Origin of the sequence: Pedobacter sp. KBW01 (assembly GCF_003852395.1) — a bacterium.
Taxonomy (GTDB): domain Bacteria; phylum Bacteroidota; class Bacteroidia; order Sphingobacteriales; family Sphingobacteriaceae; genus Pedobacter.
Window position 1 is genome coordinate 164,557 of sequence record NZ_QAJQ01000007.1, and the last position, 26,717, is coordinate 191,273.

Below are 26,717 nucleotides of genomic sequence, written 5' to 3' on the forward strand. Positions count from 1 at the left end.
TGAACTTGTTTCAGGGTCTCTATTTTATGAGCGGTGCTAAACCAAGTTCAGCATTACGACAAAGTACTTTTATGAAATCAGACTTACCAGAAAATACAGTTGAAGATATTGCCATGGCCGTTGTGCTGATGAGCGAAACACCGGAGGTAAAAAACTGGACCGTTTACCTTGTTAACTTAAAAAACGAGCCCATTACCAATGTATTAATCAGCTCGAAAGGTTATGGTGAAAAAGATGGAAAACAGGTTAAAACCTCTGTTTTAAGACATTTTATTGGCGATATGGAAGCCCAATCTTTTTCGGGCGTTGAAGCAATAGACCCCGAGGTTTTTGGCTTAACCAACGAATACTGGCTTAGCTATTATATCGATGGTACCATTTACGACAAGAAATTTATTTTTCTGCCCGAAAGCATTATCGATTCTAATTTGATTAAAATCCCGCTGGTAAACCGGCCTGGGGTGATGATCAGATAAGTTGGGAGTTTGGGGTGGTGAGTTTGGAGTTTCCAGGCATGTAGCTTTAGCAAGCTCGCTATTTCTGCATCCAAAGCTGAAAACTCCAAACTGCAAACTCAGTTTGAAATTTTAGCCATATCGCTAACGCTGCGTCCAAAACTGAAAACTCTAAACTAAAGGGAGTTTAGAACCTTCGCAATATCACTATTTCTGCATCCAGAACTGAAAACTCCCAACTCCAAGCTCCAAACTAAACTAAGGTACCTTAACCGCTTGTCTGCCCAGTAACTTCCACCCTGCCTTTTCTTTACTCCATATTAAAAGGATATACAAATTTACACTCCCTCTTACACCCTTATCATTGGTTTGTGCCATTAATTTATGCCTTACCAAAGCCGTATTTCCTTGAATAATTGTTTTCGGGTCACCCAGAATAATATCATCGAGAAAATCCGATTCGCCGGATAATAATGAATGCATAAACTCCTGCTTAGTTTGTATTTTTCCACTAGAGTGACCATAACTCAAATTATTGAGTAACAATTTGTCCAAAGCCATGCTATCAGGATTAATCATTAGGCCAATAAGCTTGTTTACGGCTGCATTAACATCGTTTTCTGTAGTCGCCTTTTGCGCAAAACAAAAACTAGCAGAAAATAACAGGCCCGAAAAAATTAAAAGTTTCTTTATCATATCTGGTTCTATTTCATTGATGCCGTAAACTTATCCAATTGAATGGAAAGGAACAAGTTACCCAAGGGTAATTTTCCACATTATGCTATTTAACGTGAATTTTAGTTATTTTTCATTCAAATTACCTAAATCACCTATGGAAAATCCATCTAGTTACCGATCATCAACAAAAAAGAAATTTATCTTCGGCGGCTTGCTCCTTGTTTCAATTGCCGCTATCCTTTTTGTGTATTTTAACAAGAAGAAAAAAACCAACGAAGAAAACCAGGCTTATGCCAAATACATTGAGGCCTACACCTCGGGTACGATCTCTAAAAAAAGTTTTATCCGCGTGCATCTGGCCAATGCAGCAACAGGTATGCAGGATCTGGGCAAAGCCGATTCGCGCGATCTGTTCGATTTCTCGCCTTCCATTTCTGGAAAAGCTTATTGGATTGATCCCCAAACCATAGAATTCAGGCCTGATGAAAACCTTAAGCCAGGCAAAAACTACGAAGCTACCTTTAAACTATCCGAAGTTTCGGCAACGGAAAAGGGCCTCGAAGATTTCGACTTTGAGTTTAAAGTAATCACGCCAGGGATTATGCTCACGCAAAACGGCTTGGTTTCGCAAAACAATACCGCACTCGATTACATGAAATTAACTGGTGAAGTGGCTACAGCCGATGTAGAAGAAACCAGTAAGATAGAAAAAACGATAGAACTGGATTTCGACCAGAAATTAAAGGTGAAATGGCAGCACGACCCCGCTAAAAACACCTCAAAATTTACGATCGACAGCATTAAAAAAACCGGCAGCGACCAGACTTTAAAAATAGACTGGGATGGTGATGCTATTGATGCAGAGCAAAAAGGCAGCGAAGAAATCAGGGTTCCGACGCTGAATAAGTTTGAAGTTCTTGACATTAAAGCCATTCAAGGGGAAGAAGATTATGCCCTGGTACAGTTTTCTGAGCCCATTGGCGTGGGACAAGATTTAACCGGTATGATCTCGCTGGGTAATTTAAGCGATTTACGCTATACCATTGATGCCAGCCAGGTTAAAGTTTACGCTGCTGAAGAACTGAAAGGCAATTATGCGTTGAATGCCAACGCCGGTATCGAAAACATCAATGGCAAAAAACTGGCAACCGGTAAAATGGCCAACCTGGTTTTCGAAGATAAGCTACCTGCGGTAACCATTGCAGGTGGCGGATCTATTTTACCTAATTCGGGTAAACTGGTTTTACCTTTCGAAGCCATTAACCTGAAAGCTGTAGACGTAACCGTAATTAAGATTTACGAAAATAATATCCCACAATTCTTCCAGACGAACAGCTATAAAGATGGCAACGAACTGCGCAGGGTGGCCAAGCCTATTTTACAAAAAACAGTACGTTTAGATGAGGATAAAGCGCTCAATCTGCACAAAAAGAACCGTTTTATACTCGATCTGGATAAAATGATCCGCACTGAGCCTGGGGCCATGTACCGCGTTACCATCGCTTTCAGGCAGGAATACAATGCCTACAACTGCAAAGCTGGCGAAGAGAAAACCAGTGAAGGTGAAGACGGAGCCGAATATGGGGATTATGAAGGCTATGGCGAAAAAATTGATGAAGACGACGATTTCTGGCAACGCTACAACAACTATTATCCATCAAACTACAGATGGAACGATAAGGACAATCCATGTACCCCATCGTTTTATACCAACCAACGCTGGGCAAGCAGAAACTTAATTGCTTCAAATATTGGTTTGGTGGCCAAACGTGGCAACGACAATTCGATGTTAGTGGTGGCTACCGATTTATTAACGGCAAAACCATTAAGCGGCGTAAATCTGGAATTGATGGATTACCAGAAACAGATTATTTTCACCACAAAAACTGATGGCGATGGCTTTGCGAAGTTTGATTTAAAACGTCAGCCGTTTTTACTGATTGCCAAAAATGGTTCAGAACGTGGTTATTTAAAACTTGATGATGGTAGTTCCCTACCGCTAAGCCGTTTCGATGTTGGTGGCGATGTAGTGCAAAGTGGGTTAAAAGGCTTTATTTATGGCGAACGTGGCGTTTGGCGACCCGGCGATAGTCTGTTTGTTTCCTTTGTTTTAGAAGATAAGCTAAAGAAACTTCCGGCCAACTACCCCGTAACCATGGAATTTTACAACCCGAAAGGTCAATTGTATAAACGGCTGATTAATGGCAAACCGCTCAACGGCTTCTACACTTTTAATACGGCGACCGATAATACAGCACCTACCGGTAACTGGATGGCGAAAATAAAAGCTGGTGGCGCTACCTTTACCAAAACGCTCAAAATTGAGACGGTAATGCCTAACCGGCTTAAAATTGATTTCAACGTAGGTAACCGCCCCTATTTAACAGCCGGTACCTCCGCTGCTACCCTCTCGGCCAAGTGGCTTTTCGGTGCTGTTGCCCAAAACCTGAAGGCCAAAGTCGACGTTAACTTAAACACTACCGAAACTAAATTTAAAGGCTTTGAGGGCTTTAGCTTCGATAACCCTACAGTTAATTTCGAATCGCAGGTTAAAACGATATTCGAAGGCACCTTAAATCAAAATGGTTCAGCGCAGGTTAACACCAACCTAAACGAAAACAACACTGCGCCAGGCGTACTCAGGGCTAACTTTACCACTAAGGTTTTCGAACCCGGAGGCAATTTCAGTATCGATAATTTCAGTATTCCCTACCATGTGTATAGCAGCTATCTGGGTGTTCGTCCGCCAAAAGGCGACCGCTTAAGCGGCATGCTGGTTACCGGGCAGGATCATAAAATAGAAATTGTAAATGTAAATACCGATGGCAGGCTGCTAAACGGCAGTAAAACTGTTCAGGTAGAACTGTATAAAACACAGTGGCGCTGGTGGTGGGAACAAGATGATCAGTACACATATGCCAACTTTACGCAAAACCAATACAATAAGCTGGTAGAAAGTCATCAGGTTAACCTTACCAACGGTAAAGGAAGCTGGAATTTACGCGTTAATGAACCTGAATGGGGCCGCTACCTTATTTTGGTACGCGATATCAATGGTGGCCATGTTACCGGTAAATCTGTTTATATAGATTGGCCGGGCTGGGCACAACGCGAACAGGGAAGCAATCCAACCGAAGCTTCTATGCTTTCTTTCACCGCCAACAAAGAGAAATTTACAGTGGGCGAAGATATTACGCTCACCATCCCTACAGGAAAAGATGGAAGGGCATTAATTTCTATTGAAAATGGTAGCCGCGTGCTTAAAACCTTCTGGGTAGATACCAAAGCCGGACAAACCCAGTTCAAATTTAAAGCAGAGAAAGAAATGGCACCAAATGTTTTCGCTAACATTACACTCCTGCAGCCGCATGCCCAAACGGTGAACGACTTACCAATTCGCATGTATGGGGCCATTCCGCTTTCGGTTGAAGATCCGCAAACCATTTTAAAGCCAACCATCAAAATGGCCGATAAAATTAAGCCGGAGACTGAAAATACCATTACCGTAGGCGAGCAAAACGGCAAAGCCATGACTTATACTATTGCTCTGGTAGATGAAGGTTTACTCGATCTTACCCGTTTCAAAACACCCGATCCACACAGCGCCTTTTATGCCCGCGAAGGTTTAGGCGTTAAAACCTGGGATTTATTTGATTATGTACTGGGGGCATGGGGAGGAAATTTAGAACGGATTTTAAGTATTGGCGGCGATGGAAGCATCAATAAAAACCTCAATCCGGCCAAAGCAAACCGCTTTAAAGCCGTGGTTAAGTTTATGGGACCATTTACCATTGGCAAAGGCGAAAGCAAAGCCCATAAATTTAAATTGCCACAATATATCGGTTCGGTAAGGGCGATGGTAGTAGCTGGACAGGATGCCGCTTATGGTTTTGCTGAGAAAGCTGTTCAGGTAAAAAAACCTTTAATGGTGTTGGCCACTTTACCTCGGGTAATTGGTCCTGGTGAAACTTTTACACTTCCGGTAACTGTTTTTGCTACCGAAGCTAACCTCAAAAATATTTCGGTACAGTTGCAGGCCAGCAACTTAATTGTGCAGGGAACCAATAAACAGCAGCTGTATTACAAGCAAACGGGCGAACAAATGGCTTATTTTGAAGTTAAAGCACCGAATACTGTGGGTATTGCTAAAGTAAAGGTTATTGCAACAAGTGGTGGCGAACGTACTGATTACGATGTGGAAATGGATATCAGAAATCCAAATCCTTATGTAACCAATGTGGTATCAGCAACGGTTCAGCCGCACACCAAATGGGCAGTAAACTACCTGCCAATCGGCATGACAGGAACCAATTCCGGCGCGCTCGAAGTGTCATCGATCCCTGCCATTAGTCTCAGCAAACGGTTAAGTTACCTCATTCAATATCCTCACGGCTGTATTGAGCAAACTACTTCAGGCATTTTCCCGCAATTATACCTCGACAGATTGAGCGCACTTAATGAGCAGCAAAAAGCCACTACAGAAAAAAACATTAAAGCAGGTATTAACAGGCTTAAAGGTTTTCAGACTACCGAAGGTGGACTCTCATACTGGCCTGGCGAAGGTAGTGCCGACGAATGGGGAAGCAACTATGCTGGTCACTTCCTTATTGAAGCACAAAACGCAGGTTACACGCTTCCGGTTGGCCTGCTCGAGGATCTTTTACGCTACCAAAAATCAAAAGCAGCAAACTGGGCACCTAACAGCAATAATTTTTACGGTGGCGATTTATCGCAGGCTTATCGTTTATACATGCTTGCCCTGGCTAAAAAACCTGAAATGGCAGCCATGAACCGCTTAAAAGCTTTCGAATATTTATCGGTAGCAGCCAAATGGCGTTTGGCTGCAGCTTATAAACTGGCCGGGCAAAACGAGGTGGCACAAAACATGATCCGTGGATTAGATACTTCCGTGCAGGCCTATAAACAACTGGGCGGCACCTATGGTTCAGATATCCGCGATGAAGCCATGATTTTAGAAACCCTTACCCTACTTGGACAGAAAGCTAAAGCAGCAAGCCTATTGCAACCTTTAGCGGCTAAACTGGGCGAAAACACCTGGTACAGCACCCAAACCACTGCATACAGCTTATTGGCCATTGCCAAATTCTGTGGAACGAACCAGTCGTCGGCCAAGTTGCAATATCAATATGTTTTGGATGGAAAATCGGCTCCGGTTAACAGTAACCAGTACATGAGTAGTACGCCTGTAAACTTTAAAGGCAGCACCGCCTCAGTTGCCAATAATGGCAATAATGTGCTGTTTGTTCGTTTAGTTTTAGCGGGACAGCCTATTGCCGGACAGAATAACTTCCTGCCTAACCGCCCTGATGTTTTGGATATGAATGTAATCTACAAACGCTTAAACGGAACGGTGATAGACCCAAGCACGATAAAACAGGGAACTGATTTTTATGCAGAAGTTACCGTTAAAAACCCGGGTAGAATGGGATTATACGAGCAAATGGCCTTAACACAGATTTTCCCTTCGGGTTGGGAAATTATCAATACCCGCGTAAATGATAACCAAAGTATGCTGGCCTCCTCTCCTTTTACTTATCAGGATATGCGCGATGATCGCGTTTTCACTTATTTTAATGTAAGAGAAGGTGAAAGTTTGGTTTATAAAGTATTGCTAAACGCCTCGTATCTGGGTAAATATTACCTATCGGCAGTACAGTGCGAAGCCATGTACAACAATGATATTTCGGCAACACAGCCGGGTAAATGGGTTCAGGTGGTGAAGTAGCGTACACTATCGGCCGGTGTATCAGCGGCCGAAAAAGATGGTAAATGCTGGTTGGTGAGGACACCAACCAGTAGATTAAGGCCATGTTATCGGTTCGTTTCCGCACCGACCGAAAATAATACGAAAACTGGCGGGTAAAACATCAACCAGTAGATAAAAAGATAACACCAAATGAAAATTATATTCACAATTCTAGTTTTTCTTATTCCCTTGTGCTCTATTGCACAAAAAACCGGAATTGTATCAGACGTTAACTACCAAATGGGTTACGTTTATCTTAAAGGAGCCTTCAAAGCAAAAGTACTTGCCGAAAACGACCTAAATTTTAATCTGTTAACTTATTTAACTACTTACTTAAATAAAAAAAACATTGAGAATAAGGAATTTGAAAGCTTTGATTTTAAAGAGCTTGAATATTTTTCTGAACGGTATAAATACAAAAAAATGGTTGCTTATGCTGAAGATTTCTGCGTTAAAAATAACCTGGATCAAATTATAATCATCAGAAAAAAGAATACTTACACCCTAACAGATCCTATGCAGATGTTTTATGGTTTCGATCACGATTTTGGCATCGCAACATTGAGTATGTATGATAAACGACCAATTTTGTTCTATAATTTTTCACTGATCAAGTATTTAAAAGGAAGCAATGATTTTAAAATACTCCTGTCGCCAAGCTACAAAAATCACAAATTCGATGATGTGGTTCTTGATAAAGAAAATTACAGACTAATAAACGATAGCGTTTTAATGTATTTCCAACCAGTTTTTGAAACGATATTAAATAAAAGCCTTGATAAATAAATTTAAAAGCGAATGAGGCCCCTTTGTGACTCTGAACCACACATAAGCCTTAGCTTATTTGATAATAATATTAAACTATCGGTTAGTGTCTGCACCGGCCGACACCAAGACTAAACTGGTTGGTGAAGACACCAACCAGTAGATAAACTAACCCCAATGAACAAAATACCAAAAGCATTACTGATTTCCGATTTCGTATGTGTAGTGCTGCTTTTGGTATTTCTCCTTGCTTTACCGTCCAAGCTTTTTAAATCTCCAACCTCTTTTGTGATCGAAGCCAGCAACGGCAATTTACTAAGTGCAGCTATAGCCAGTGACGGACAATGGCGTTTTCCGGTTGCCGATTCAGTTCCTGTAAAATTTAAAGATTGCATTATTGCTTTTGAAGATAAACGCTTTTATCATCACATTGGTGTAGACTTTTTTGCGATGGGCAGGGCCATGAAACAGAATCTGAAAGCTAAAAGTGTGGTTAGTGGTGGTAGTACGCTCAGCATGCAGGTGATTCGCCTTTCGCGTAAACAAGATCGAACCCTCTGGCAAAAGCTGCTGGAGGTAATTTTGGCCATACGACTGGAAATTAAATATAACAAAGAAGAAATTATCGGCTTATATGCGGCCAATGCTCCCTTTGGTAGTAACGTAGTAGGCTTGGAAGCTGCCAGCTGGCGTTATTATGGTCGCGACGCCAAAACCCTTTCCTGGGGCGAAATGGCCACACTTGCAGTATTACCCAATAGCCCCTCGCTGGTGCATCCCGGTAAAAACTCGGGCAAACTGATCAAAAAAAGAAACGATTTGTTAGATAAACTGGCTAAGTTGAAATATATCGACCAGACTACCGCTAATTTATCCAAACTCGAACCTGTTCCAGGTAAACCTTTACCCCTACCACAAAATGCACCACATTTATTAAATCGCTTTAAGGCAGAAAGGAAAAAGCTGGAGGTTAAATCGACCCGGATTGCTTCAACCCTTGATGAAAACATCCAGCTAAAAGTAAATGCCATAATAAAGCGCTATAACAACCGATACAGGGCAAACGACATTAACAATATTGCAGCCTTAATTTTGAATGTCAAAACCCGCGAGGTGGTAAGTTATGCCGGCAATATTTATCAACCCGAAAATACTGACCTGCAAAGTCATGTAGACATGATTAAAGCTTTACGCAGCCCAGGTAGTACACTAAAACCATTGCTTTATGCCAGTATGATGAATGATGGTTTTATATTGCCCCATACACTAATTGCCGATATCCCCACACAAATTGCAGGTTATTCGCCACAAAACTACGATTTAGGTTACGATGGTGCCATTGCCGCAGACAGAGCGCTGAGTAGATCGCTTAACATTCCGGCGGTTAAGATGTTGCAACAATACAAGTATGAAAGGTTTTACGATAAACTCAAAAAAATAGGCATTAGCACCCTCAACCAACCGGCCGATCATTATGGTTTATCGCTCATTTTGGGTGGTAGCGAAGTAACGATGTGGGATCTGGCTAACACCTACATGGGCATGGCGCGCACCTTAAACCATTTTAATACCTACAAAGGCTTATACAATCCTAACGATTACCTGCAGGCTAGCTATATCCGGAATAACAGAAAAGATGAAACCGATCATCAGCGAAACTCATTTTTAGATCACGGTTCGATATGGGCCACATTTAATGCCATGGAAGAAGTAATGCGTCCTGGTGATGAAGGTTTGTGGGAGCAGTTTTCATCTTCGCAGCGGATTGCCTGGAAAACAGGTACCAGTTTTGGCTTCCGCGATGCCTGGGCTGTAGGCTTAACCCCCGACTATGTAGTTTGCGTTTGGGTTGGTAATGCCGATGGCGAAGGCAGGCCTGGTTTGGTGGGCATTGAGGCGGCTGCACCAGTGATGTTTGATATTTTCAGACTGTTACCCAATGGAAAATGGTTCGAAACCCCAGCAACCAAATTAAAAAAGCTAAAAATCTGCAAACAAAGCGGCTACAAAGCTGGCGAGTATTGCGAAAACGTAACAGAAGAAATGGTACCCGTTGCCGGAGAAAAGACAGCAATATGTCCATATCATAAATTGATGCATTTAGATAAAACCGGGGCTTACAGAGTTACCGATTTGTGCGAAAGTGTAGCCAACATGCAGCACAAAAGCTGGTTCATATTACCACCGGCAATGGAGTATTATTACAAAATTAAAAACAGTGATTACAAAATCTTACCTCCCTTTAAAAACGGCTGCGATATTTCGGGTGGCAACATTGTAATGGAACTCATTTATCCAAAGAACAATGCTACTGTTTACATTCCATTAGAACTGGATGGAACAAGGGGGAAAATCGTTGTTAACGCGGCACACAGAAACCAGCACTCCAGGATATACTGGCACATTGATAATGAGTACATAGCGACTACTACTAATTTCCACCAGCTCGCCATTAGTCCACCACCCGGAAAACATACGCTAACCCTTGTAGATGAAAATGGAGAAAGATTAGTTCAGGTTTTTACTGTTTTAGATAAGGAAAAGAAATAAGTGTTAATTTATACTTCTGTTCTGGTTACCACCAATTGCCGCGAAATTGTTCCGTAAACAATTAAATACTGCGCAATCATGTAAGTGGCCATAATCAGTACACCGGCTTGTGGAATGGGTTGTGCAAATTTGTTAACAGCCAGCACACTATCCGACAGGAGAAAGAACAAGGCCCCGTACAAAATCAGCTTAAAACTAAAAATATTAACTTTTCCGTAACGGTTTACGGCCATTATTGCCATTACCGTAATGATAATAGCATACATTAAAACCGGAAACTGCATAGCTCCCAGTTTAGGTTGTAAATAGAAGAACAAACCGGAACAGAATATTGCGAACACACCAACAAACCATAAAAAATTGGGTGTTCTGTGCTTTGGGTTCGATTTATGATCTAAAGTAAAAGCCCTGATGTAAAATATGTGGCAAATAAAAAAGGCAATTAATCCGTAAATAAAGAAGCCCGGTCTGCCGTTTTGAAGCATCAACAACACATCGCCTGCTAAAGCGAAAACCAACCCGACAAAAATTCGTTTATGAAACCTTCCCTTTAAGTTAGTACTGCTGTAAAGCCAAAGCATTAAGCTAATGGCAATTAAAGGTTTAGAAAAATTAAGCAATGATACATTGCCAGATGTTTCGGCATATAACTGAACAATATACACGAGTGCAAAAACGAAAGAGAATAGTTTAGTTTTCATTAGTGATGGGATTTGCCTTTTGCAAATTAAAGAACCAAATTACGGATATTAACTGAATGCCCACAAAAATCACCTGATATCCGACAGGGAATTTTAAAAACAACACCAACAGAATCCCCAACAGCAGCCTGAAATATTCGAATTTTACCAGCCATTGTTTCTGCTCAAGTAGTGCACCGCAGGTAATTAGCGTAAACAACGTAAATACCGTTCCGGATATTAAGGCTGCTGTTTCCATCTTATGATAGGAAAACAAAATGGCAGATCCGGCAGTTAAAGCCACAATAAACTGAACCAGTACATAACCATTAAGTTTCGATTGATAAGTTGGATTATATTTCTGATACCGGTCAACATCTATTTCCGGCGCTTGCTGAAAACCACCAAGATGCTCTGGAAACCAACCTGGTGGCTTTAAAAAGACCTTAATCTTATCTGTTATTTTTGGGGATTGCCTGGCAGTCTTAACCAGATCATCCCAATAATGTAGGTTTGCCCAAACAGGATTCCAGCTGGCCAGCGGCTTTGTAATGCCATAATAAACCTCTTCTTCTTCCTTTTGAAAGGTACCAAATAACCGATCCCAGATAATTAGCGTACCGGCATGGTTTTTATCGATGTATTTAGGGTTAGAGCCATGGTGCACCCGATGATGCGATGGTGTGTTGAAAATATATTCTAAAAGGCCCATATTCTTAATGGCCCTGGTATGGATCCAGAACTGATATAGGGTATTAAAAGAACTTAATGTTAAAAACATTATGGGATCGAAACCGACAAATGCCAAAGGCAGGTAAAACACCCAGCTAAACCATCCCTGAAACCAGCTCTGACGTAAAGCTACAGTTAAATTATACTCTTCAGACTGATGGTGCACAATGTGAGCAGCCCAAAGTGCATTAACCTCATGGCTCATCCTGTGAAACCAATAATAGAAAAAATCGACACCAATAAACAAAAAGATCCACACCCAAATGGTTTTTGGTAATTCGAACAAACGCCAGTGTTCAAAAATGTACTTATAACCAAAAAACAGCGCAGTTTTCATAAATATTCCGGTAAGCTGCTGTCCTATTCCCTGACTCAAATTGGCAATACTATCGTTTAGCCTGTAATAATTTAATTTTTTGTAGAAATTATAGGCAAGTTCTATCCCAATAAGGATAAAAAAAACAGGTACAGACAAAGCAATGTAGTCTACTTTCATAGGAGGCAAAAAATATTATTTGGTTAGTATTTTTACACTACAATTTAGCGAATATTAGTGTTAAGATAAAATCTAGTTTGTGTAATATTTATGCTTTTTTGGCTATATGTGTTGCGCAGACCAAAATTCGTCCTACCTTTGATATACCAGCGCCGATTTTGAAGCCCTGTACTTTAAGTTCACCAATCATCCCCGCATCATGAAAAAACTATCACTGCTTTTATTGCTTATTGCTCCGGCATTTTACGCAAAAAGTCAAACTTTGGTTCTGGCAAAAGATGTGGCACAATATGTCGGAAAAAACGTAACCATCTGCGATTCAGTTTACAGCGCAAAAGCATTAGATAAATTAACATTAATCAACTTAGGTGGTGCATACCCTAAAGAACTGCTTACCGTAGTGATTAATAAAGACGACCAGGCTAAATTCCCGTCCGAACCATCCAGTATGTTTATGGGGAATAAGATATGTGTTACCGGAACGATAACCGATTTTAAAGGCAAAAAACAAATTGTAGTTACCGACCCAAAACAAATTGTGGTTAAATAAAACAGCATAACCCTTAGCTAATCAATGCTTTAAGTTTCAGCTATTCTTTACAAAGAAAACTTATTCAATAAACTTAGAAGGGCAATTACCTGTAAAACAGGAAAGAAGAGTTATTTCGAAATCAACCAAGCTGCCTCCCCAATTAAAGGAGGATAGCTTCGGTCGGAGCGTTAATACAAAAAGTATAATTTGTAAAATAAATTGTCAGTGAGGGTGCCTTTTCAGTCGGCAGGAATTAATCCTGCCAACCTCATAAGCATAGATATCCTTATTATCTACGACGAAGGTTGGAATTCATTTTAACTTTTCAAAACCCATTACACATAAAGGTACATTTCCGTGATGAATCGTTTTGTTTCCGTGATGAACTTAATGCTTAGTCGTAAAAAACCTGATTTAAACAGGATTCAGCCTATATTATTTTTATCTCAGAATAGTGATAAAACTAAAAGAATTTTTCATCTCTGGCAACTGCCTAAACATGAAAAGTGCAATATTTCTACTGCAATTCGCATAAAATTTCTAGTTTTGATTTTCTGATCCGCCTATGTCTACGCCATTAAAACGAAGTACTTTATTTTTTATACTCATTTTTCTCATCGCGGTTTTTAGCTACTTAAGTTTTTTTGTAGCCCAACATCCTATCTGGGATTTCGATATTAAAACCTCCCTGCTCCTTCAAAGCTATCAGGCAACCTGGCTGGATAAAGTGATGCTTGCCATTAGTTTTTTTGGAGAACTCCCCTATTCACTATTATCTGTAGTTATTGTAGCCGCCATATTTTATTGGAAAAAATACAAACGCGAAGGAATATACATGGCAACAGTTTTGCTTTCGGGCCTGATTATTCTGGGTATCAAAAACATCATTAACCGTCCGCGGCCTACCGCTTTTTATGTTCGTTTGGTAGAAGTAAACAGATTTCAGAGCTACCCGAGCGGACATGTGCTTTCTTACACACTGTTTTTCGGTTTTCTGATTATTTTAATGAACACTTTAAAAGGTATACCAAAAGCAATACGTATAGCCTTCACCTGCCTGTCGGCATTTCTAATCATCACCATTGCCCCATCACGGATTTATTTGGGCGCACACTGGTTTACAGATACTGTGGGTGGTTTCTTACTTGGCTTAATCTGCCTGTTTCCGCTATGCTATTATTATTTCAGGAATAAGACAGTCTAATTTTGGGGTAATCCTTCAATTTTAGTTTTTTTTCTGATCCGGCTAAGCGTTTCGATCCGCATCCCCAGGTAACTTGCCAAAAACTTTAAAGGTACCCGCGATTTAATAGTAGGATGCCCGATCTTAAATTGTTTATAACGGGCTTCGGCCGATGGAATGCGCGATAGAATGGAGCGCTCCTGCGACATATGGTACTGAATAGCCAGTAATTTTCGGGCTAATACATTAGCTTCAGGAAACTGAGCATACATATCATCAACAATACGATAAGGTAGCACAAGCAATTCCGAATCTTCCAGCGCCTGGTATTGCTCTTCAAAAGTTGGCTTAAAGGCTCCTGGATTTCTGATATTACCGATAAAATCATTTTCATCGGTTAACCAGGTAGTAATATCTTTTCCTTCATCCACTACAAAAGCCCTGACAAGCCCTTTAACAACAAAAAACAAACAACCTTCTGTAACCAACTCTGCAAAGGGTGGCAGCATGTTATTCTTACGCACAGAAATTTTAAAAGTTTCTTTCCTCGCCCCCTCAATCAATTCTTCACTTAGTGGCTGTAATGAGTTTAAGAACTGAATAAGGGGATCGCTTTCGTGACTAGCCGCAACCATAATCATTTAATCCGGTTTTTAATCTGCAATGTATGCATGGTGTCCGTGATTTCCAAATACCAAAACGTATCAAATAGCAAAAAAATTACAGTAGAGCTCATTTTTATTTTTTAACCATTAAAACCTTGTTTTATTAACTGTGCGCGATTTGTTAATTTTCTGTTTAATGATTGTATTTTAACATTAGGATAAAAAAAATCTGATATTTTTGCTACCATGACGAATCACAAACCTAAAGCTTTTCTCTTCGATCTTAACGGAACGATGATTGACGATATGGCTTTTCATAATCATGCCTGGCACAATATATTAACGCAGGATTTAGGCGCTAAAATTAGCTTTGATGCTGTAAAAAAGCAGATGTATGGTAAAAACCAGGATTTACTGGAGCGAGTTTTTGGTGTAGGTCATTTTTCTCAGGAACAGATTGATCAGATATCGATAGAAAAAGAATATCGTTATCAGGCTGCCTATAAAAAGCATTTAACACTAATTGCCGGACTGGGCGATTTCCTCAATCAGGCGCAGACATCAGGTATTAAAATGGCCATTGGTTCGGCCGCTATTCCTTTCAACATTAATTTTGTACTGGATAATTTAAAAATCCGCTCGTTTTTTAAAGCCATTGTAAGCGCCGAAGATGTGACTAACAGCAAGCCCGATCCCGAAACCTTTACCAAAGGTGCCGAAATTTTAGGTGTTGCCGCAAACGAATGTGTGGTATTTGAAGATGCTCCAAAGGGTGTTGAAGCGGCGCTTAACGCTGGCATGCCTTGTGTGGTGCTAACCACCATGCATACCAAAGCAGAATTTAACGATAACCCGAACATTATTGCTTTTATAAAAGATTATACCGACCCCGCCTTGCAGCAGCTTTTTTAAATCAGTCTGCATTTAAACATTACTATAAATAATTGCTCGGGTGTTGTCACCAATGGGATAATCCAATAAAAAAATGCTCGTCATTCCCACGAACGCGGGAATGACGAGCACAATTGCATGTTGCCTGAACTATTTACTGAATTTGTAAATAGAACCTGTTTTGTAAAGCTGCCCTGGTTTTAATACCGTTGAGGGGAATGCCGGTTGATTTGGAGAATCGGGAAAATGTTGTGTTTCTAAAGCAATTGCCGTTCTAAAATCGTCTTTTGCACCCGTTTTAAAAGTATTTTTGCTTTGCATAAAATTACCGCTATAAAACTGCAGGCCTGGTTCCTGTGTATAAATATCCATTACCACACCAGATTTTTCGCCCTTAACGGTAGCAGCATGGTACATACCTAAGCCTTTGGTTTTATTTAGCACATAATTATGGTCGTAACCTTTACCAAAAGTTAGCTGCTCGTTTTTATCATTAATACGTGCACCTATTGCAGTTGCTTTGGTAAAATCAAAAGGTGTTCCAGCTACTTTTTCCAGCTTTCCGGTCGGGATCAGTGTCGAATCTACCGGCGTGTATTCATCAGCATAAATTTGTACTTCATGGTTTAAAATTTCGCCACTTCCATCGCCATTTAGGTTAAAAAAGGCATGATTGGTTAAGTTCACCACTGTAGTTTTATCTGTTTTAGCCTCGTAATCCATTTTAAGCTCATTATCGTCAGTTAAAGTATAGGTTACTTTAACATCTAAATTGCCTGGAAAATTTTCGTCGCCATCTTTTGATAAATAATGTAATACCAATGTGTTTGCATTGGGTTGTTCTGCATCCCAAACCACATATTGGTAACCTTTTTTACCTCCGTGAAGCGTGTTTTGGCCATTATTGGTAAATAGCGTATAGGTTTTACCTTCTAAAGTAAATTTACCCTTAGCAATGCGGTTTCCGTACCTGCCGATAGTTGCCCCAAAATAGGGTTCGGTTGATTTTTCGTAATCGCTTACACTTTTAAATCCTACTACTACATCAACCAGTTTACCATCTTTACCAGGTACCAGTAAACTAACTAATCTCCCGCCGTAATTGGTAAAAACGGCTTCCGCATTGTTTTTGTTTTTTAAGGTATACAAAGCTGTTTGTTTACCATCAATTTCTTTTTTAAACGAATCGGCAACTAGTTTAACAACTCCAGCCGAATCCTTTTTTGAACTATCGGCCGATGAAGCATTTTTGGTTCCAGATTGGCAGGAAACAATTCCCATTGCAGCGACAACTGCCAGGCCCGTTAATGTTTTTAATTTCATAGAAATGAATATTTGGTTTAGCGTTTTAATTAAGTTTTTAAATATAGGCATATCACTTAATTTTACAAATAAAACGATTTAGAACAATTCAAAACAATATATTGCAGCATATTTTAGGTCAATTACCATCAATGAGACGATATGTAGAAATGATGATAACAAAATGTATAAATCCGTTACCTTTTTTTGAACCAATGCGGAAATATTGAAAAGTATAACGCAAAAAAGAAAGTTAATTTTCTAACCAAAAGCACAAATGATGATTAAAAATTTACTAAACATTGCCTTGCTTTGCCTAACTACAGCAAGCTTTGCACAAAACCAAAACGGACAGTCTGCCGTACCCTTACAGAAGGCTGCATTGCGTAAAAATCCTTACCTCGAATTGCCACTTGGTGCCATTAAAGCCGGGGGCTGGCTAAAAGAAATGCTGGTAAGGCAAAAGACTGGTTCAACCGGAAACCTGGATAAACTTTACCCTTCAGTTATGGGTGGCCGCAATGGCTGGTTAGGCGGCGATGGCGATCAATGGGAACGCGGCCCCTACTGGGTTGATGGTTTATTGCCATTGGCTTATATTTTGCAAGACAAGGAGTTGATCGCCAAAACCAAACCATGGGTAGAATGGGCCATAAAAAGCCAACAGCCTGACGGTTATTTTGGCCCCATTAAAGATTACAGCAACGAGCCAGGCCTTCAACGCGACAATAGCCGTGATTGGTGGCCAAAAATGGTGATGCTTAAAATTTTAAAACAATACTATACCGCAACCAACGATAAACGGGTGATTACGCTCATGACCAATTATTTTAAGTATCAGCTGAAAGAGTTGCCCTCAAAACCACTAGACCATTGGTCGTTTTGGGCCAGATACCGCGCCGGCGATAATTTAGCAGTGGTTTATTGGCTGTATAATAAAACCAACGACCAGTTTTTACTTGAACTGGCCGACCTGATTCATCGCCAGACTTTCGATTTCACCAATGCTTTTGCCGAAGGTGAAATGCTTACCCGATTTGGCAGTGTGCACGCTGTAAATTTGGCTCAGGGTATGAAAGAACCTTTAGTTTATTACCAGCAGCACCCCGAGCAAAAATACTTAGACGCCTTGAAAAAGGGCTTTAAAGACCTGGATAAATACAATGGCTTTGCCAATGGCATGTTTGGTGGCGACGAATCGCTGCACGGCAATAACCCTACCCAGGGTTCTGAACTGTGCACTGCAGTTGAAATGATGTTTACCTTAGAAACTGCTTTAGAAATTACCGGTGACGTAGATTACGCCGACCGCTTAGAAAAAATTGCCTTTAATGCCCTACCTGCCCAGGCATCAGATGATTATATGGCAAGACAGTATTTTCAGCAGGCTAACCAGGTAATGATTAGCAGGCAGATGCACAATTTCGATGTTAACCACCACGGTGCCGATTTATGTTATGGCTTACTTTCGGGCTACCCTTGCTGTACTTCGAATATGCACCAGGGCTGGCCAAAATTTACGCAGAATCTCTGGTACGCTACGGCTGATAAGGGTGTGGCAGCTTTAGTATATTCGCCTAGTGAAGTAAAACTACAAGTGGCAGATGGTAAAGAGATAATGATCAAAGAGGAAACCAATTATCCTTTCGAGGAAGCGATCAAATTTACTTTAAGCTTTACTAAAAAGTCAACAGCGATTAACTTCCCATTTCATTTAAGAATACCAGCCTGGTGTAAAGAAGCTACAGTTAAAGTAAATGGCACTGCTGTAGAAACATCAAAAGGAAATGCGATAGTTAAAATTAACCGCAACTGGCAATCGGGTGATGTGGTTGAATTACAATTGCCTATGCACATCTTTAAAAATACCTGGTTCGAAAATTCTGTTTCGGTAGAAAGAGGTCCAATTACCTATGCCTTAAAAATAGGCGAAGCCGTAAAACCGGTTAAAAACACGATTGATCCAATTGATAACGGTGATGCTTTCGACGAAATTCACCCCACTACGCCTTGGAGTTATGGACTTTTTGATTTTCCAAACAATAAACTGGAAGAAAAATTCACTGTAGAAAAAGCTGCACCAATAAGTAATTATCCCTGGAATCTCGAAAATGCGCCCATACAGATTAAAACAAAGGCCAAACGCATCCCTTCATGGAAATTATACAATGAAATGGCCGGTCCGATTCCGTATAGCATTACCTATCAGTTGGAAACAGCCAAAGAAACTGAAGAAATTACACTGGTTCCTTATGGATCAACCAGGTTGCGCATTTCGCAATTTCCATTGGTGGGCAGATAATCTTTCGTATGATGAAGTAAAATCCGTTAAAACTGATTAATATTGCGACCAATCAAACCCCAGTTATGAATCAACACATTTCAACCGATCGTTACGATAAAATGTTATACCGCCGTTGCGGAAACAGTGGCATTAAATTACCTGCAATTTCGTTAGGTTTATGGCATAATTTCGGACATGTAAACGTTTTTGAAAACAGCAAAAACTTAATATATACAGCCTTTAACAACGGCATTACACATTTCGACCTGGCCAACAACTATGGTCCGCCCCCAGGTTCGGCCGAAGAAGTTTTTGGCAAAATACTGCACGAGGATTTTAAAGGTTATCGCGACGAGATGATTATTTCGAGCAAAGCCGGTTACACCATGTGGGATGGTCCTTATGGCGACTGGGGTTCGAAAAAGTACCTGGTTTCTAGTTTAGATCAGAGTTTAAAAAGAATGAAGCTGGATTATGTTGATATTTTTTATCACCACCGCCCCGATCCGGAAACACCGCTTGAAGAAACGATGGCTGCCCTAAGCCTTTTGGTGCAACAGGGAAAAGCTTTGTATGTAGGTATTTCGAACTACCAGGCAGAGGAAGCAGCAGAAGCGATAAAAATTTTAAGCAAAAACGGTACACCTTGCCTAATCCACCAACCTAAATATTCGATGTTTGAACGCTGGGTAGAAGGTGGCTTGCTCGATGTTTTAGAAAACAACGGTGTAGGTTGTATTCCTTTTTCGCCATTGGCGCAAGGCCTCCTTACCGATAAATACCTGCATGGTATCCCATCCGATTCACGCGTGGCAACCAGTGGTATTTTCTTAAAAGAGAGCAATATTACGCCCGAGAAAGTGGAAGTGATTAGTAAACTAAACGAAGTGGCTCAATCGCGCGGCCAGAAACTGGCACACATGGCCCTATCATGGATCTTGAAAGATAAAAGAATTACTACAGTGCTTATAGGGGCCAGTAAATCAGAACAAATAACTGATTCAATTAAAGCTTTGGATAATATTGAATTTAGCGAAACAGAAATAAAACTGATTGACGAAATATTAAAATAAGCTATAACAGCCCCTTACCGAACATAAAGGCAAGGGGCTATTCTATTCTCCTGAGAGGATTTAATTAGCAACTAACGGGAGCGTAAAATAAAAGGTAGATCCTGATCCATAAGTGCTTTCTGCCCATATTTTTCCGTTATGGAAGTGTATAATTTCTGCACTTAAGTACAATCCAATCCCAAAGCCCGATATAGTTTTAGTCTGAGTGCTTTCTACCCGGTAAAACCGATCAAAGAGCTTTTCCAATTCATGCTCTTTAATCCCAATTCCATTATCGGTCACACTCACTTGTACCTTGTCGCCAACAATTTCCGATCGCACCACAATAGCGCTCCCATAATCCGAATACTTTATGGCATTGCTGATCAGGTTTGCAACCACCGAGGTTAGCTTCTCTTTATCAGCGTACGTTACTTTGGCACCATTAGTTGTAAAATCGATAAAATTAGATGAATAAATGAATTTGGCATCCTCTACAGCATCTGCTATTACCTGATCCAGCTCGAATTCTGTTTTGTGCAAATGGATTTCACCCGATTCGAGCCGGGAAACGTTTAAAAAAGAGTTAATCATGGTACTCATTTTCCTCACCTGTTTCTGCACCTTATCTAAAGTGTTTACCATAAAATGGTCAGATGAGCTTTTCGACTGCATCAGCTGAATGTAGGCATTAATTGAGGTTAAAGGCGTTTTCAGCTCATGGCTTACCATACTGATGAAATCATGTTTCTGCTGTTCCTCTTTGATGTTGATTAAAACCTGTTCCTGGTCCAGGGCATCGCGTTGCAGCTGTGTTTCTTTAATGGCTTGTCTGGCCTTCACCATATCTGTAACATCACTAGCGGTGTGGATGATGCAATATGGCAGGCCCGATTCATCTTTAATTGCCCTGTACTCATAAGTGTAGTAAGCCGTTTGCAATTTTCCATCGCGCATGGTTTCTGCAGGGATGGCGTCTCCACTATCGGTTATCCCTGTTAGCAAAACATTCTTTAGCATATTGATAAAGGGTTGCCCTATCAATTCGGGAACTGCCTCTTGCAAAGGTTTGCCAATAATAGAGCGGTCTTTGCCCCAAAAAGCAATCATGGCGTCGTTGGCCATTTCTATTACAATATCTTCAGAGGTGTAAATAGCCGTAGCATCTTTAGATAAGGAAAGAATCTCTAAAAGCTGGGTACTATCTAAAACTCTTGAATGTACGCTCATGTATAAGAAGATTATTGCATTGTTGATTAGTATTTCAATTAATCATACAACTAATACATTTAAATGTTTGAGCAAGTGGTTAAATACTACCATATGGAGTAAGTCTTTCTCGTATTTTCTGCTTTAATACACCCGCAGCGTTTGTATAGCCTCCTTCAGCCCCATCCACAAAATGAATATGGTCGTCTTCTAAATCGCGTACATAACACGACATAATCGACTCGCCGCTTACATACAAACCATATAAAATCGCATTATTTTGTTCCAGCTTATCTAACTCTGTCTGCAGGGTTAAGCGTTGTTTTGCTGTTCCGGTAATTACAGTATTTATCCGGCCATCAATTACAAGTGTATCCGACATTTCTACCAGTTGTTTAAGGTATTTTTTGCCGCTTGATGTACGTAAATAGATATAGCCATACATATTAATGATCCACGATTTAATGAATTCAAATAACCTGATTTTGCCAAAGCGATGTTTCACCTCTTTGCTCAAGCTGTTAAAACTTGTTTTAAAGATGAGTTTAGGTACCGAAATGGGCTGTCTTTTTTCAGGTGCACCGTAAATCTGGTCGATGTGCTGTATTACCTTGCTAAACACCAGAGCTTGTTGTTCGCATTGCTGTGCCACTACAATTAAAGTTACCACCTCTTCGCTGTTCTCGGGTGGTTCAATCTTATCCCAGCGACATTGCATGCCACTTAAATCGATTTCATTAGCCAATGTATCCCGTGTTGATAGCAGGTAGTTTTCGCCTTTAATTAACTGTTCGGCATGAGCCAACCCATCACCTAAAACAATGGGAATTGAAAATGTTTCGCTGCTACTGTACCGGCTAATTTGAAGCTGATGACCTGCTTTGTAAATTTCATCAACGGCCATTACACCCGCCCTCAAATCGATATTGAAAGCTTTCAACGTATTTTCGCGGTATTTTAATAAAGATTTCATAACCTCCGATACCATCCCAGGAGGCACGATAAACGTTGCCCCATCGCCACCAAAGAAAAACGGGACAAGGATATTGGCTTTAAAGGCAATATTAAGCACAGCAACAATACTCCCGGTGGCTATAAGGTTTACATTTTCATGTTGTCCCGCCTTTACCGCTGCCGTAGAATTTTTAATGTCGGTAATGATTACCTGCCAATCCCCTGGTACTGGTTTAAACAAATCATTGTGCAGCAGCAGTTGCGCCAAAGCTATTTTATTAACCGGCAGGTTAGCGTAAAAATGATTGGTATTATCTGACATAGAATTGGCTTAACAAGCTAAATATACGGATTTGAAAGCGATGTGTATCTCCAAAAAGCAACTCAACACAAACCTTATTTAGAATAAATAAAAATAATTTTGGTAATCTAATGTAGATTTAGTTCCTTTGCGGCAACTAAGAATTAATCTAAATAAAGATGAGTAAAAAAATTACCCAACTATTAACTTGTGTGGTTGTAGTGCTGCTTTTTGCTGGCAATGCCATGGCCCAATCTAAAAACGGATCGATATCAGGTTCAATAAAAACCAGCGATGGTAACCCCGCTGCTTATGTAAGTGTTGGTTTAAAAAACACAACAAAAACTACCCAAACAGATGATAAAGGAAACTACACCATTAAAAATGTAGCTCCGGGTACTTATACCTTAAAAACATCTGCCGTTGGCATATCAGCACAAGAAAAACAGGTAACAATTACTGCTGGCCAAAGTACCAGCGCCGATTTTTCTTTGGCTCAGTCTTCTTCACAATTAGATGAAATTGCTGTTAACGGTTATAAAACCCCGAACCGTAAACCGGTAAACCTTGGTAAAATAGCCATTGCCCCAATGGATTTGCCACAAGCGGTACAAGTTATCGGCAATCAGGTAATTACCGATCAACAGATTAATAGTCTTGGCGATGTAATGAAAAACATTAATGGTGTTGCCCTGGGTGCTAATCGCGGTGGTGTTGGCGAAAACTTCTTTGCCAGAGGATACAGCTTAGGTAGCAATAACATTTTCAAAAACGGTGCAAGAACTACCATTGGTGGTAGTCCTGAGGCTAGCACTTTAGAATCTGTAGAAGTTTTAAAGGGAAGTGCCGCCCTACTTTATGGAGGTGTAACCGGTGGTGCTGTGGTAAATATGGTAACTAAAAAGCCTAAATTTGTAAATGGCGGCGAAGTGAGCATGAGAACCGGTAGTTATGATCAATATAAACCAACTATCGACCTTTACGGACCAATTTCTAAGAAACTTGCTTTTAGAGCGATTGGAACCTACGAAAATGCCGGAAGTTTTAGAGATTATGTAAAATCAAAACGTTTCTACATTAATCCTTCATTACTATATAAAATTAGTGATCAAACCGAGGTTTTAGTTCAGGGAGATTACTTAAAAAGCGACTATACCCCAGATTTTGGTGTGGGATCAGTTAACAGCCAGATTGTAGATTTTGGACGCGATAAATTTATTAATGCACCATGGGCTTACAACAAAACAAACACCACAACAGCACAGGCTAATTTAACACATAATTTTAATGCGAACTGGAAATTAAGTGCCATTGGATCGTTCCAGGCCTATAATCGTAATTATTATGGATCAGACCGTATCCAGGCAAATACAGCAGGTATTTCGGCCCGAAACCTTTCGAGAGCATTGAGTAAAGAATATACCTACAACCAACAAATTAATATTAACGGTAGTTTTAATACAGGAAGCATTAAACACACGGTATTATTCGGTGTAGATGCAGATCAATCGAGAGTAACCAGTAATGCCTTTGCTTACGGTAAAAATGCCCAAGGAGGATACATTACAACTTTCAACTATGGCAATGTGAACGTATTCGACGAATCTACCTATTACGGTTCTGGAATAATGCCTGAGGCATTCAGTACAACAAGAACACTTGCCCCTATCTACAGATACGGTGCTTTTGTGCAAGATTTAATCGAAGTTACCGAACAATTTAAAGTATTAGCCGGATTGCGTTACACCGATCAGAAAAATGCAAGCTCCAGAGCTTTGAATTTAGAAACAGGCATTACGACAACTGGTGCAACCAAATTTGATGATGCATTTTCACCTAAATTGGGATTAATTTATCAGCCTCTTAAAAGCACTTCAGTATATATAAGTTATGCCAATAACTTCAGTCCGAATACAGGTGTAGATATTAACAATAATGCACTTCAGCCATCAATACTTGATCAATATGAGGCCGGCGTTAAAAACGATTTCTTTGGTGGAAAATTATCTGCCAACCTAACCTATTACAAAACAATAAACAATAATGTGGCTCAGGCAGCTATACTTCCAGATGGGACGTCTAGTACTGTATTTAAGCAATTAAATGGTGAAGAAACAAGCGATGGTGTGGAGTTGGATATAAACGGAACACTTGCGAAAGGACTTAATTTCTTATTAGGCTATGCATACAACTATAGACGTTACACCAATACTGCAGATGTAACCGGCATGATTGAAAATGTTCGTGTAGTAGGTTCAACCAAAAATACAGCCAATGCAACTTTGTTTTATACTTTCCAGGATGGAGCGGTAAAAGGACTTAAACTGGGTGCATCAGCATTCTATACTGGTAAACGTAATGGCGGTTGGAACGATGCTAAAAATGCACCAACTTTAAGATTAATTCCTTTAAGCGCATTTACTACAATAGATTTCTCTGCAGGATATAGCTGGAAAAGATTCTCGCTTCTGGCAAAAGTTTCGAACATTACCAACGAGCTGAACTATTTTGTTCACGAAAACTACAGTGTTAATCCAATAGCGCCACGTCAGTTCGTAACTACCTTATCTTATAAATTTTAATTAGTTACATTAATTATAACAGAACGGGCGGGATTTAATCAAATCCCGCCCGTTTTATTTTTACATGGTTGGTGCCTGCTCGTATATGCTCCACTGCTGCTCCTTGGTGCCATTTTTTCTGTTAAGGATAACCGGCAAATTTATTGTTCCTTTCTTATCGCCAGAAGTTAAATAGAGTTCCGTTCCTTTAAGTTTAATCCAATAAATATTTTTACCGGCTGGTTCAAAATCAAATTGCTGAGTGGTGTTTCCCGGGCTAAGGGCTTGTTCTTCTAAAACAGTTTCTGTAGCATCATCACCTGCTTTTGGCTGAAATGTTTTACCGGTAAGCAAATTCTTTAACTGATAAGTATTGCCCTCCGCCGAAATAAAATTCCAGGTCATGCATTTCCAGTTTTGGGCTGGGTAAGCTACCAATGGTGTTCCGTTTTTATTACTGGCATCTTTAATACGTAAAAGCATACCGGTTTCTACATTTTTAATTGCGTAGTTGCCTTTTATGGTTTGGCCTGAAACACAGCAATGAATCAGGAGCAACAAACTAGTTGTAATCAGATATCGTCTCATTACCCCTAATTTAATCAGTAAAAAAGAATTATACAATAATCAAAATTGTACCTGATTTGAGCAGTTTAAAGTAGTAGTGACACTCACCTTTTCGGTTGATGATTTCGATATCGCACACTTTACCAGATTTACCGTATTCATCAGCTAAAAAGTCACCTATTTTAATACTATCTAACTGATGTATATTGGTTGCTGCTCTTTTAATTAATGTAGCGGTTTTTTCCATGAGATTGTCTTTTTACCGTATTTACGTAATCCAAAAAGCTTTGGATTCGTAGCTGATAAAAATACTTATAATTAAGTAAACCACACTACATATACGTAAACTTAATTAGTAATGAACGAGCTCATACACGCGCTTCATGTATAACGCTTCCTCTACCTTAATAAAAAATTCGTGCCACTCCATGCGTGTAAATACCAAACTAATATCTGGAAATGGCGTAGACAGGATTACAACCTCTCTCCCATCAGGAGCATACTCGAGAAAATCATCAAAAGCCAGTTTTTTGGTAGCGATATAAAAAGCATCGAACTGATCGAAAGAGAAATTCATTAAAACGCCGGCACGCCATATATTTAAAACCCTGCAATTTTTGCATTGCGCAATGGTAATGTTTTCATTTTGAGCCAGTATTGTAGTTTTACACATAAAGTAGCCTTTAATATTTATCAATAGGAATTAACAAATATCATATTATTTAGAACAATTCCAAATAACAAAACTCAATTTTACTTAATAAGCGTGTAAAAAAAATGCCAGATTTACATCTGGCATTTTACTATTCTGCGTCGTATATCACAACCTTATCAAAATAAACCCTAAACTCATCTAAAAATGCTTTATGCAAAGGGTGAACCTGATAAACATCATGTGCAGCTAAATCTTCAAATAACAAAAGTAAGCTGAAAGTATAAGTAGTATCTACAACTGCACGCTCAATAGGTGCAGGTACGCCGATATGGAAGGTTTTAACTACTTCGATGTTTTCTAAATTTTGTAAACTGTTACGAAAAGCCTGTTTTTGCTCTTCAGTGGTATCGGCCTTAAGCCAGAATAAAACGTGGTGTGCAATCATGATATAAATTTTCCCAAATATAAGGAAAGCCCTAACAGTTCAACATTTTTATC

General features: G+C 39.9%; 21 protein-coding genes. 10 read left to right on the forward strand and 11 right to left on the reverse strand.

The window, feature by feature from the left end; all coding sequences use genetic code 11:
- Nucleotides 1-71: 71 nt before the first annotated feature.
- Nucleotides 72-476 (forward strand): hypothetical protein, encoded by a 405-nt coding sequence (locus DBR40_RS07535; RefSeq protein ID WP_124559139.1) that lies wholly within the window; start codon nt 72-74, stop codon nt 474-476.
- Nucleotides 477-713: 237 nt separating this feature from the next.
- Here the strand turns inward: DBR40_RS07535 and DBR40_RS07540 are convergent, their stop codons facing one another.
- Nucleotides 714-1,151: a nuclear transport factor 2 family protein gene (locus tag DBR40_RS07540; protein WP_124559140.1), complete on the reverse strand. Its 438-nt coding sequence runs from the start codon at nt 1,149-1,151 to the stop codon at nt 714-716.
- A gap of 136 nt (nt 1,152-1,287) precedes the next feature.
- Here DBR40_RS07540 and DBR40_RS07545 point away from each other — a divergent pair, with 136 nt between their 5' ends.
- The 3 genes from DBR40_RS07545 to pbpC all read left to right on the forward strand — a co-directional run bounded on the left by DBR40_RS07545 (nt 1,288) and on the right by pbpC (nt 10,215).
- Complete coding sequence (locus DBR40_RS07545) at nt 1,288-6,879, forward strand: alpha-2-macroglobulin family protein (protein ID WP_124559141.1); 5,592 nt, start codon at nt 1,288-1,290, stop codon at nt 6,877-6,879.
- A 171-nt stretch (nt 6,880-7,050) separates the two neighbouring features.
- Complete coding sequence (locus tag DBR40_RS07550) at nt 7,051-7,686, forward strand: hypothetical protein (RefSeq protein ID WP_124559142.1); 636 nt, start codon at nt 7,051-7,053, stop codon at nt 7,684-7,686.
- A 156-nt stretch (nt 7,687-7,842) separates the two neighbouring features.
- Nucleotides 7,843-10,215, forward strand: a complete 2,373-nt coding sequence (gene pbpC / locus DBR40_RS07555; protein ID WP_124559143.1) for a penicillin-binding protein 1C — start codon at nt 7,843-7,845, stop codon at nt 10,213-10,215.
- Between the two features lie 8 nt (nt 10,216-10,223).
- Here the strand turns inward: pbpC and DBR40_RS07560 are convergent, their stop codons facing one another.
- Both DBR40_RS07560 and DBR40_RS07565 read right to left on the reverse strand, forming a co-directional pair.
- Complete coding sequence (locus tag DBR40_RS07560) at nt 10,224-10,916, reverse strand: lysoplasmalogenase (RefSeq protein WP_124559144.1); 693 nt, start codon at nt 10,914-10,916, stop codon at nt 10,224-10,226.
- A complete protein-coding gene (locus DBR40_RS07565) occupies nt 10,906-12,123 on the reverse strand; it encodes a sterol desaturase family protein (RefSeq protein WP_124559145.1) in 1,218 nt (405 codons plus the stop codon). The genes DBR40_RS07560 and DBR40_RS07565 overlap by 11 nt, the downstream gene beginning before the upstream one ends.
- Before the next feature lie 199 nt (nt 12,124-12,322).
- Here DBR40_RS07565 and DBR40_RS07570 point away from each other — a divergent pair, with 199 nt between their 5' ends.
- Nucleotides 12,323-12,673 (forward strand): hypothetical protein, encoded by a 351-nt coding sequence (locus tag DBR40_RS07570; RefSeq protein ID WP_124559146.1) that lies wholly within the window; start codon nt 12,323-12,325, stop codon nt 12,671-12,673.
- Between the two features lie 547 nt (nt 12,674-13,220).
- Complete coding sequence (locus DBR40_RS07575; protein WP_124559147.1) at nt 13,221-13,859, forward strand: phosphatase PAP2 family protein; 639 nt, start codon at nt 13,221-13,223, stop codon at nt 13,857-13,859.
- On the opposite strand, the gene DBR40_RS07580 is transcribed toward DBR40_RS07575, so the two are convergent.
- A complete protein-coding gene (locus DBR40_RS07580; protein WP_124559148.1) occupies nt 13,856-14,479 on the reverse strand; it encodes a Crp/Fnr family transcriptional regulator in 624 nt (207 codons plus the stop codon). The genes DBR40_RS07575 and DBR40_RS07580 overlap by 4 nt on opposite strands.
- 210 nt (nt 14,480-14,689) lie before the next feature.
- Here DBR40_RS07580 and DBR40_RS07585 point away from each other — a divergent pair, with 210 nt between their 5' ends.
- Nucleotides 14,690-15,355 carry an HAD family hydrolase gene (locus DBR40_RS07585; protein ID WP_124559149.1) on the forward strand — a complete coding sequence of 222 codons (666 nt, stop codon included), beginning with the start codon at nt 14,690-14,692 and terminating at the stop codon, nt 15,353-15,355.
- Between the two features lie 129 nt (nt 15,356-15,484).
- Here the strand turns inward: DBR40_RS07585 and DBR40_RS07590 are convergent, their stop codons facing one another.
- A complete protein-coding gene (locus tag DBR40_RS07590; protein WP_166211206.1) occupies nt 15,485-16,657 on the reverse strand; it encodes an aldose epimerase family protein in 1,173 nt (390 codons plus the stop codon).
- A 256-nt stretch (nt 16,658-16,913) separates the two neighbouring features.
- On the opposite strand from DBR40_RS07590, the gene DBR40_RS07595 reads away from it, so the two are divergent.
- Both DBR40_RS07595 and mgrA read left to right on the forward strand, forming a co-directional pair.
- Nucleotides 16,914-18,938, forward strand: a complete 2,025-nt coding sequence (locus tag DBR40_RS07595; protein ID WP_124559150.1) for a beta-L-arabinofuranosidase domain-containing protein — start codon at nt 16,914-16,916, stop codon at nt 18,936-18,938.
- A gap of 65 nt (nt 18,939-19,003) precedes the next feature.
- Nucleotides 19,004-19,993 (forward strand): L-glyceraldehyde 3-phosphate reductase, encoded by a 990-nt coding sequence (gene mgrA, locus DBR40_RS07600; protein WP_124559151.1) that lies wholly within the window; start codon nt 19,004-19,006, stop codon nt 19,991-19,993.
- 60 nt (nt 19,994-20,053) lie between these two features.
- On the opposite strand, the gene DBR40_RS07605 is transcribed toward mgrA, so the two are convergent.
- Both DBR40_RS07605 and DBR40_RS07610 read right to left on the reverse strand, forming a co-directional pair.
- On the reverse strand, nt 20,054-21,202 hold the full coding sequence (locus tag DBR40_RS07605) for a sensor histidine kinase (RefSeq protein ID WP_124559152.1): 1,149 nt from the start codon (nt 21,200-21,202) through the stop codon (nt 20,054-20,056).
- Nucleotides 21,203-21,281: 79 nt separating this feature from the next.
- Entirely contained in the window at nt 21,282-22,457 is a 1,176-nt protein-coding gene (locus tag DBR40_RS07610; RefSeq protein ID WP_124559153.1) for a DUF3095 domain-containing protein, read from the reverse strand.
- 158 nt (nt 22,458-22,615) lie between these two features.
- Between DBR40_RS07610 and DBR40_RS07615 the strand changes: the two genes are divergently transcribed.
- The gene (locus DBR40_RS07615) at nt 22,616-25,018 is read left to right on the forward strand and encodes a TonB-dependent receptor (RefSeq protein WP_124559154.1); all 2,403 of its coding nucleotides are present in this window, start codon (nt 22,616-22,618) and stop codon (nt 25,016-25,018) included.
- A gap of 60 nt (nt 25,019-25,078) precedes the next feature.
- Here the strand turns inward: DBR40_RS07615 and DBR40_RS07620 are convergent, their stop codons facing one another.
- The 4 genes from DBR40_RS07620 to DBR40_RS07635 form a co-directional block, all read right to left on the reverse strand.
- Entirely contained in the window at nt 25,079-25,585 is a 507-nt protein-coding gene (locus DBR40_RS07620; protein WP_124559155.1) for an RICIN domain-containing protein, read from the reverse strand.
- 28 nt (nt 25,586-25,613) lie between these two features.
- Complete coding sequence (locus DBR40_RS07625) at nt 25,614-25,811, reverse strand: hypothetical protein (RefSeq protein ID WP_124559156.1); 198 nt, start codon at nt 25,809-25,811, stop codon at nt 25,614-25,616.
- Nucleotides 25,812-25,916: 105 nt separating this feature from the next.
- Nucleotides 25,917-26,237, reverse strand: a complete 321-nt coding sequence (locus DBR40_RS07630) for a hypothetical protein (protein ID WP_124559157.1) — start codon at nt 26,235-26,237, stop codon at nt 25,917-25,919.
- 130 nt (nt 26,238-26,367) lie between these two features.
- Entirely contained in the window at nt 26,368-26,664 is a 297-nt protein-coding gene (locus DBR40_RS07635; protein ID WP_124559158.1) for a Dabb family protein, read from the reverse strand.
- Between the last annotated feature and the right edge of the window lie 53 nt (nt 26,665-26,717).

Coding starts and splice junctions, on each gene's coding strand:
- DBR40_RS07605 (WP_124559152.1), bottom strand. CDS start 21,202: ATGAGCGTACATTCAAGAGTTTTAGATAGTACCCAGCTTTTAGAGATT.
- DBR40_RS07570 (WP_124559146.1), top strand. CDS start 12,323: ATGAAAAAACTATCACTGCTTTTATTGCTTATTGCTCCGGCATTTTAC.
- DBR40_RS07620 (WP_124559155.1), bottom strand. CDS start 25,585: ATGAGACGATATCTGATTACAACTAGTTTGTTGCTCCTGATTCATTGC.
- DBR40_RS07625 (WP_124559156.1), bottom strand. CDS start 25,811: ATGGAAAAAACCGCTACATTAATTAAAAGAGCAGCAACCAATATACAT.
- DBR40_RS07540 (WP_124559140.1), bottom strand. CDS start 1,151: ATGATAAAGAAACTTTTAATTTTTTCGGGCCTGTTATTTTCTGCTAGT.
- DBR40_RS07545 (WP_124559141.1), top strand. CDS start 1,288: ATGGAAAATCCATCTAGTTACCGATCATCAACAAAAAAGAAATTTATC.
- DBR40_RS07635 (WP_124559158.1), bottom strand. CDS start 26,664: ATGATTGCACACCACGTTTTATTCTGGCTTAAGGCCGATACCACTGAA.
- DBR40_RS07565 (WP_124559145.1), bottom strand. CDS start 12,123: ATGAAAGTAGACTACATTGCTTTGTCTGTACCTGTTTTTTTTATCCTT.
- DBR40_RS07585 (WP_124559149.1), top strand. CDS start 14,690: ATGACGAATCACAAACCTAAAGCTTTTCTCTTCGATCTTAACGGAACG.
- mgrA (WP_124559151.1), top strand. CDS start 19,004: ATGAATCAACACATTTCAACCGATCGTTACGATAAAATGTTATACCGC.
- DBR40_RS07575 (WP_124559147.1), top strand. CDS start 13,221: ATGTCTACGCCATTAAAACGAAGTACTTTATTTTTTATACTCATTTTT.
- DBR40_RS07550 (WP_124559142.1), top strand. CDS start 7,051: ATGAAAATTATATTCACAATTCTAGTTTTTCTTATTCCCTTGTGCTCT.
- DBR40_RS07580 (WP_124559148.1), bottom strand. CDS start 14,479: ATGATTATGGTTGCGGCTAGTCACGAAAGCGATCCCCTTATTCAGTTC.
- DBR40_RS07595 (WP_124559150.1), top strand. CDS start 16,914: ATGATGATTAAAAATTTACTAAACATTGCCTTGCTTTGCCTAACTACA.
- DBR40_RS07535 (WP_124559139.1), top strand. CDS start 72: ATGAAATCAGACTTACCAGAAAATACAGTTGAAGATATTGCCATGGCC.
- DBR40_RS07630 (WP_124559157.1), bottom strand. CDS start 26,237: ATGTGTAAAACTACAATACTGGCTCAAAATGAAAACATTACCATTGCG.
- DBR40_RS07615 (WP_124559154.1), top strand. CDS start 22,616: ATGAGTAAAAAAATTACCCAACTATTAACTTGTGTGGTTGTAGTGCTG.
- DBR40_RS07610 (WP_124559153.1), bottom strand. CDS start 22,457: ATGTCAGATAATACCAATCATTTTTACGCTAACCTGCCGGTTAATAAA.
- DBR40_RS07560 (WP_124559144.1), bottom strand. CDS start 10,916: ATGAAAACTAAACTATTCTCTTTCGTTTTTGCACTCGTGTATATTGTT.
- DBR40_RS07590 (WP_166211206.1), bottom strand. CDS start 16,657: ATGAAATTAAAAACATTAACGGGCCTGGCAGTTGTCGCTGCAATGGGA.
- pbpC (WP_124559143.1), top strand. CDS start 7,843: ATGAACAAAATACCAAAAGCATTACTGATTTCCGATTTCGTATGTGTA.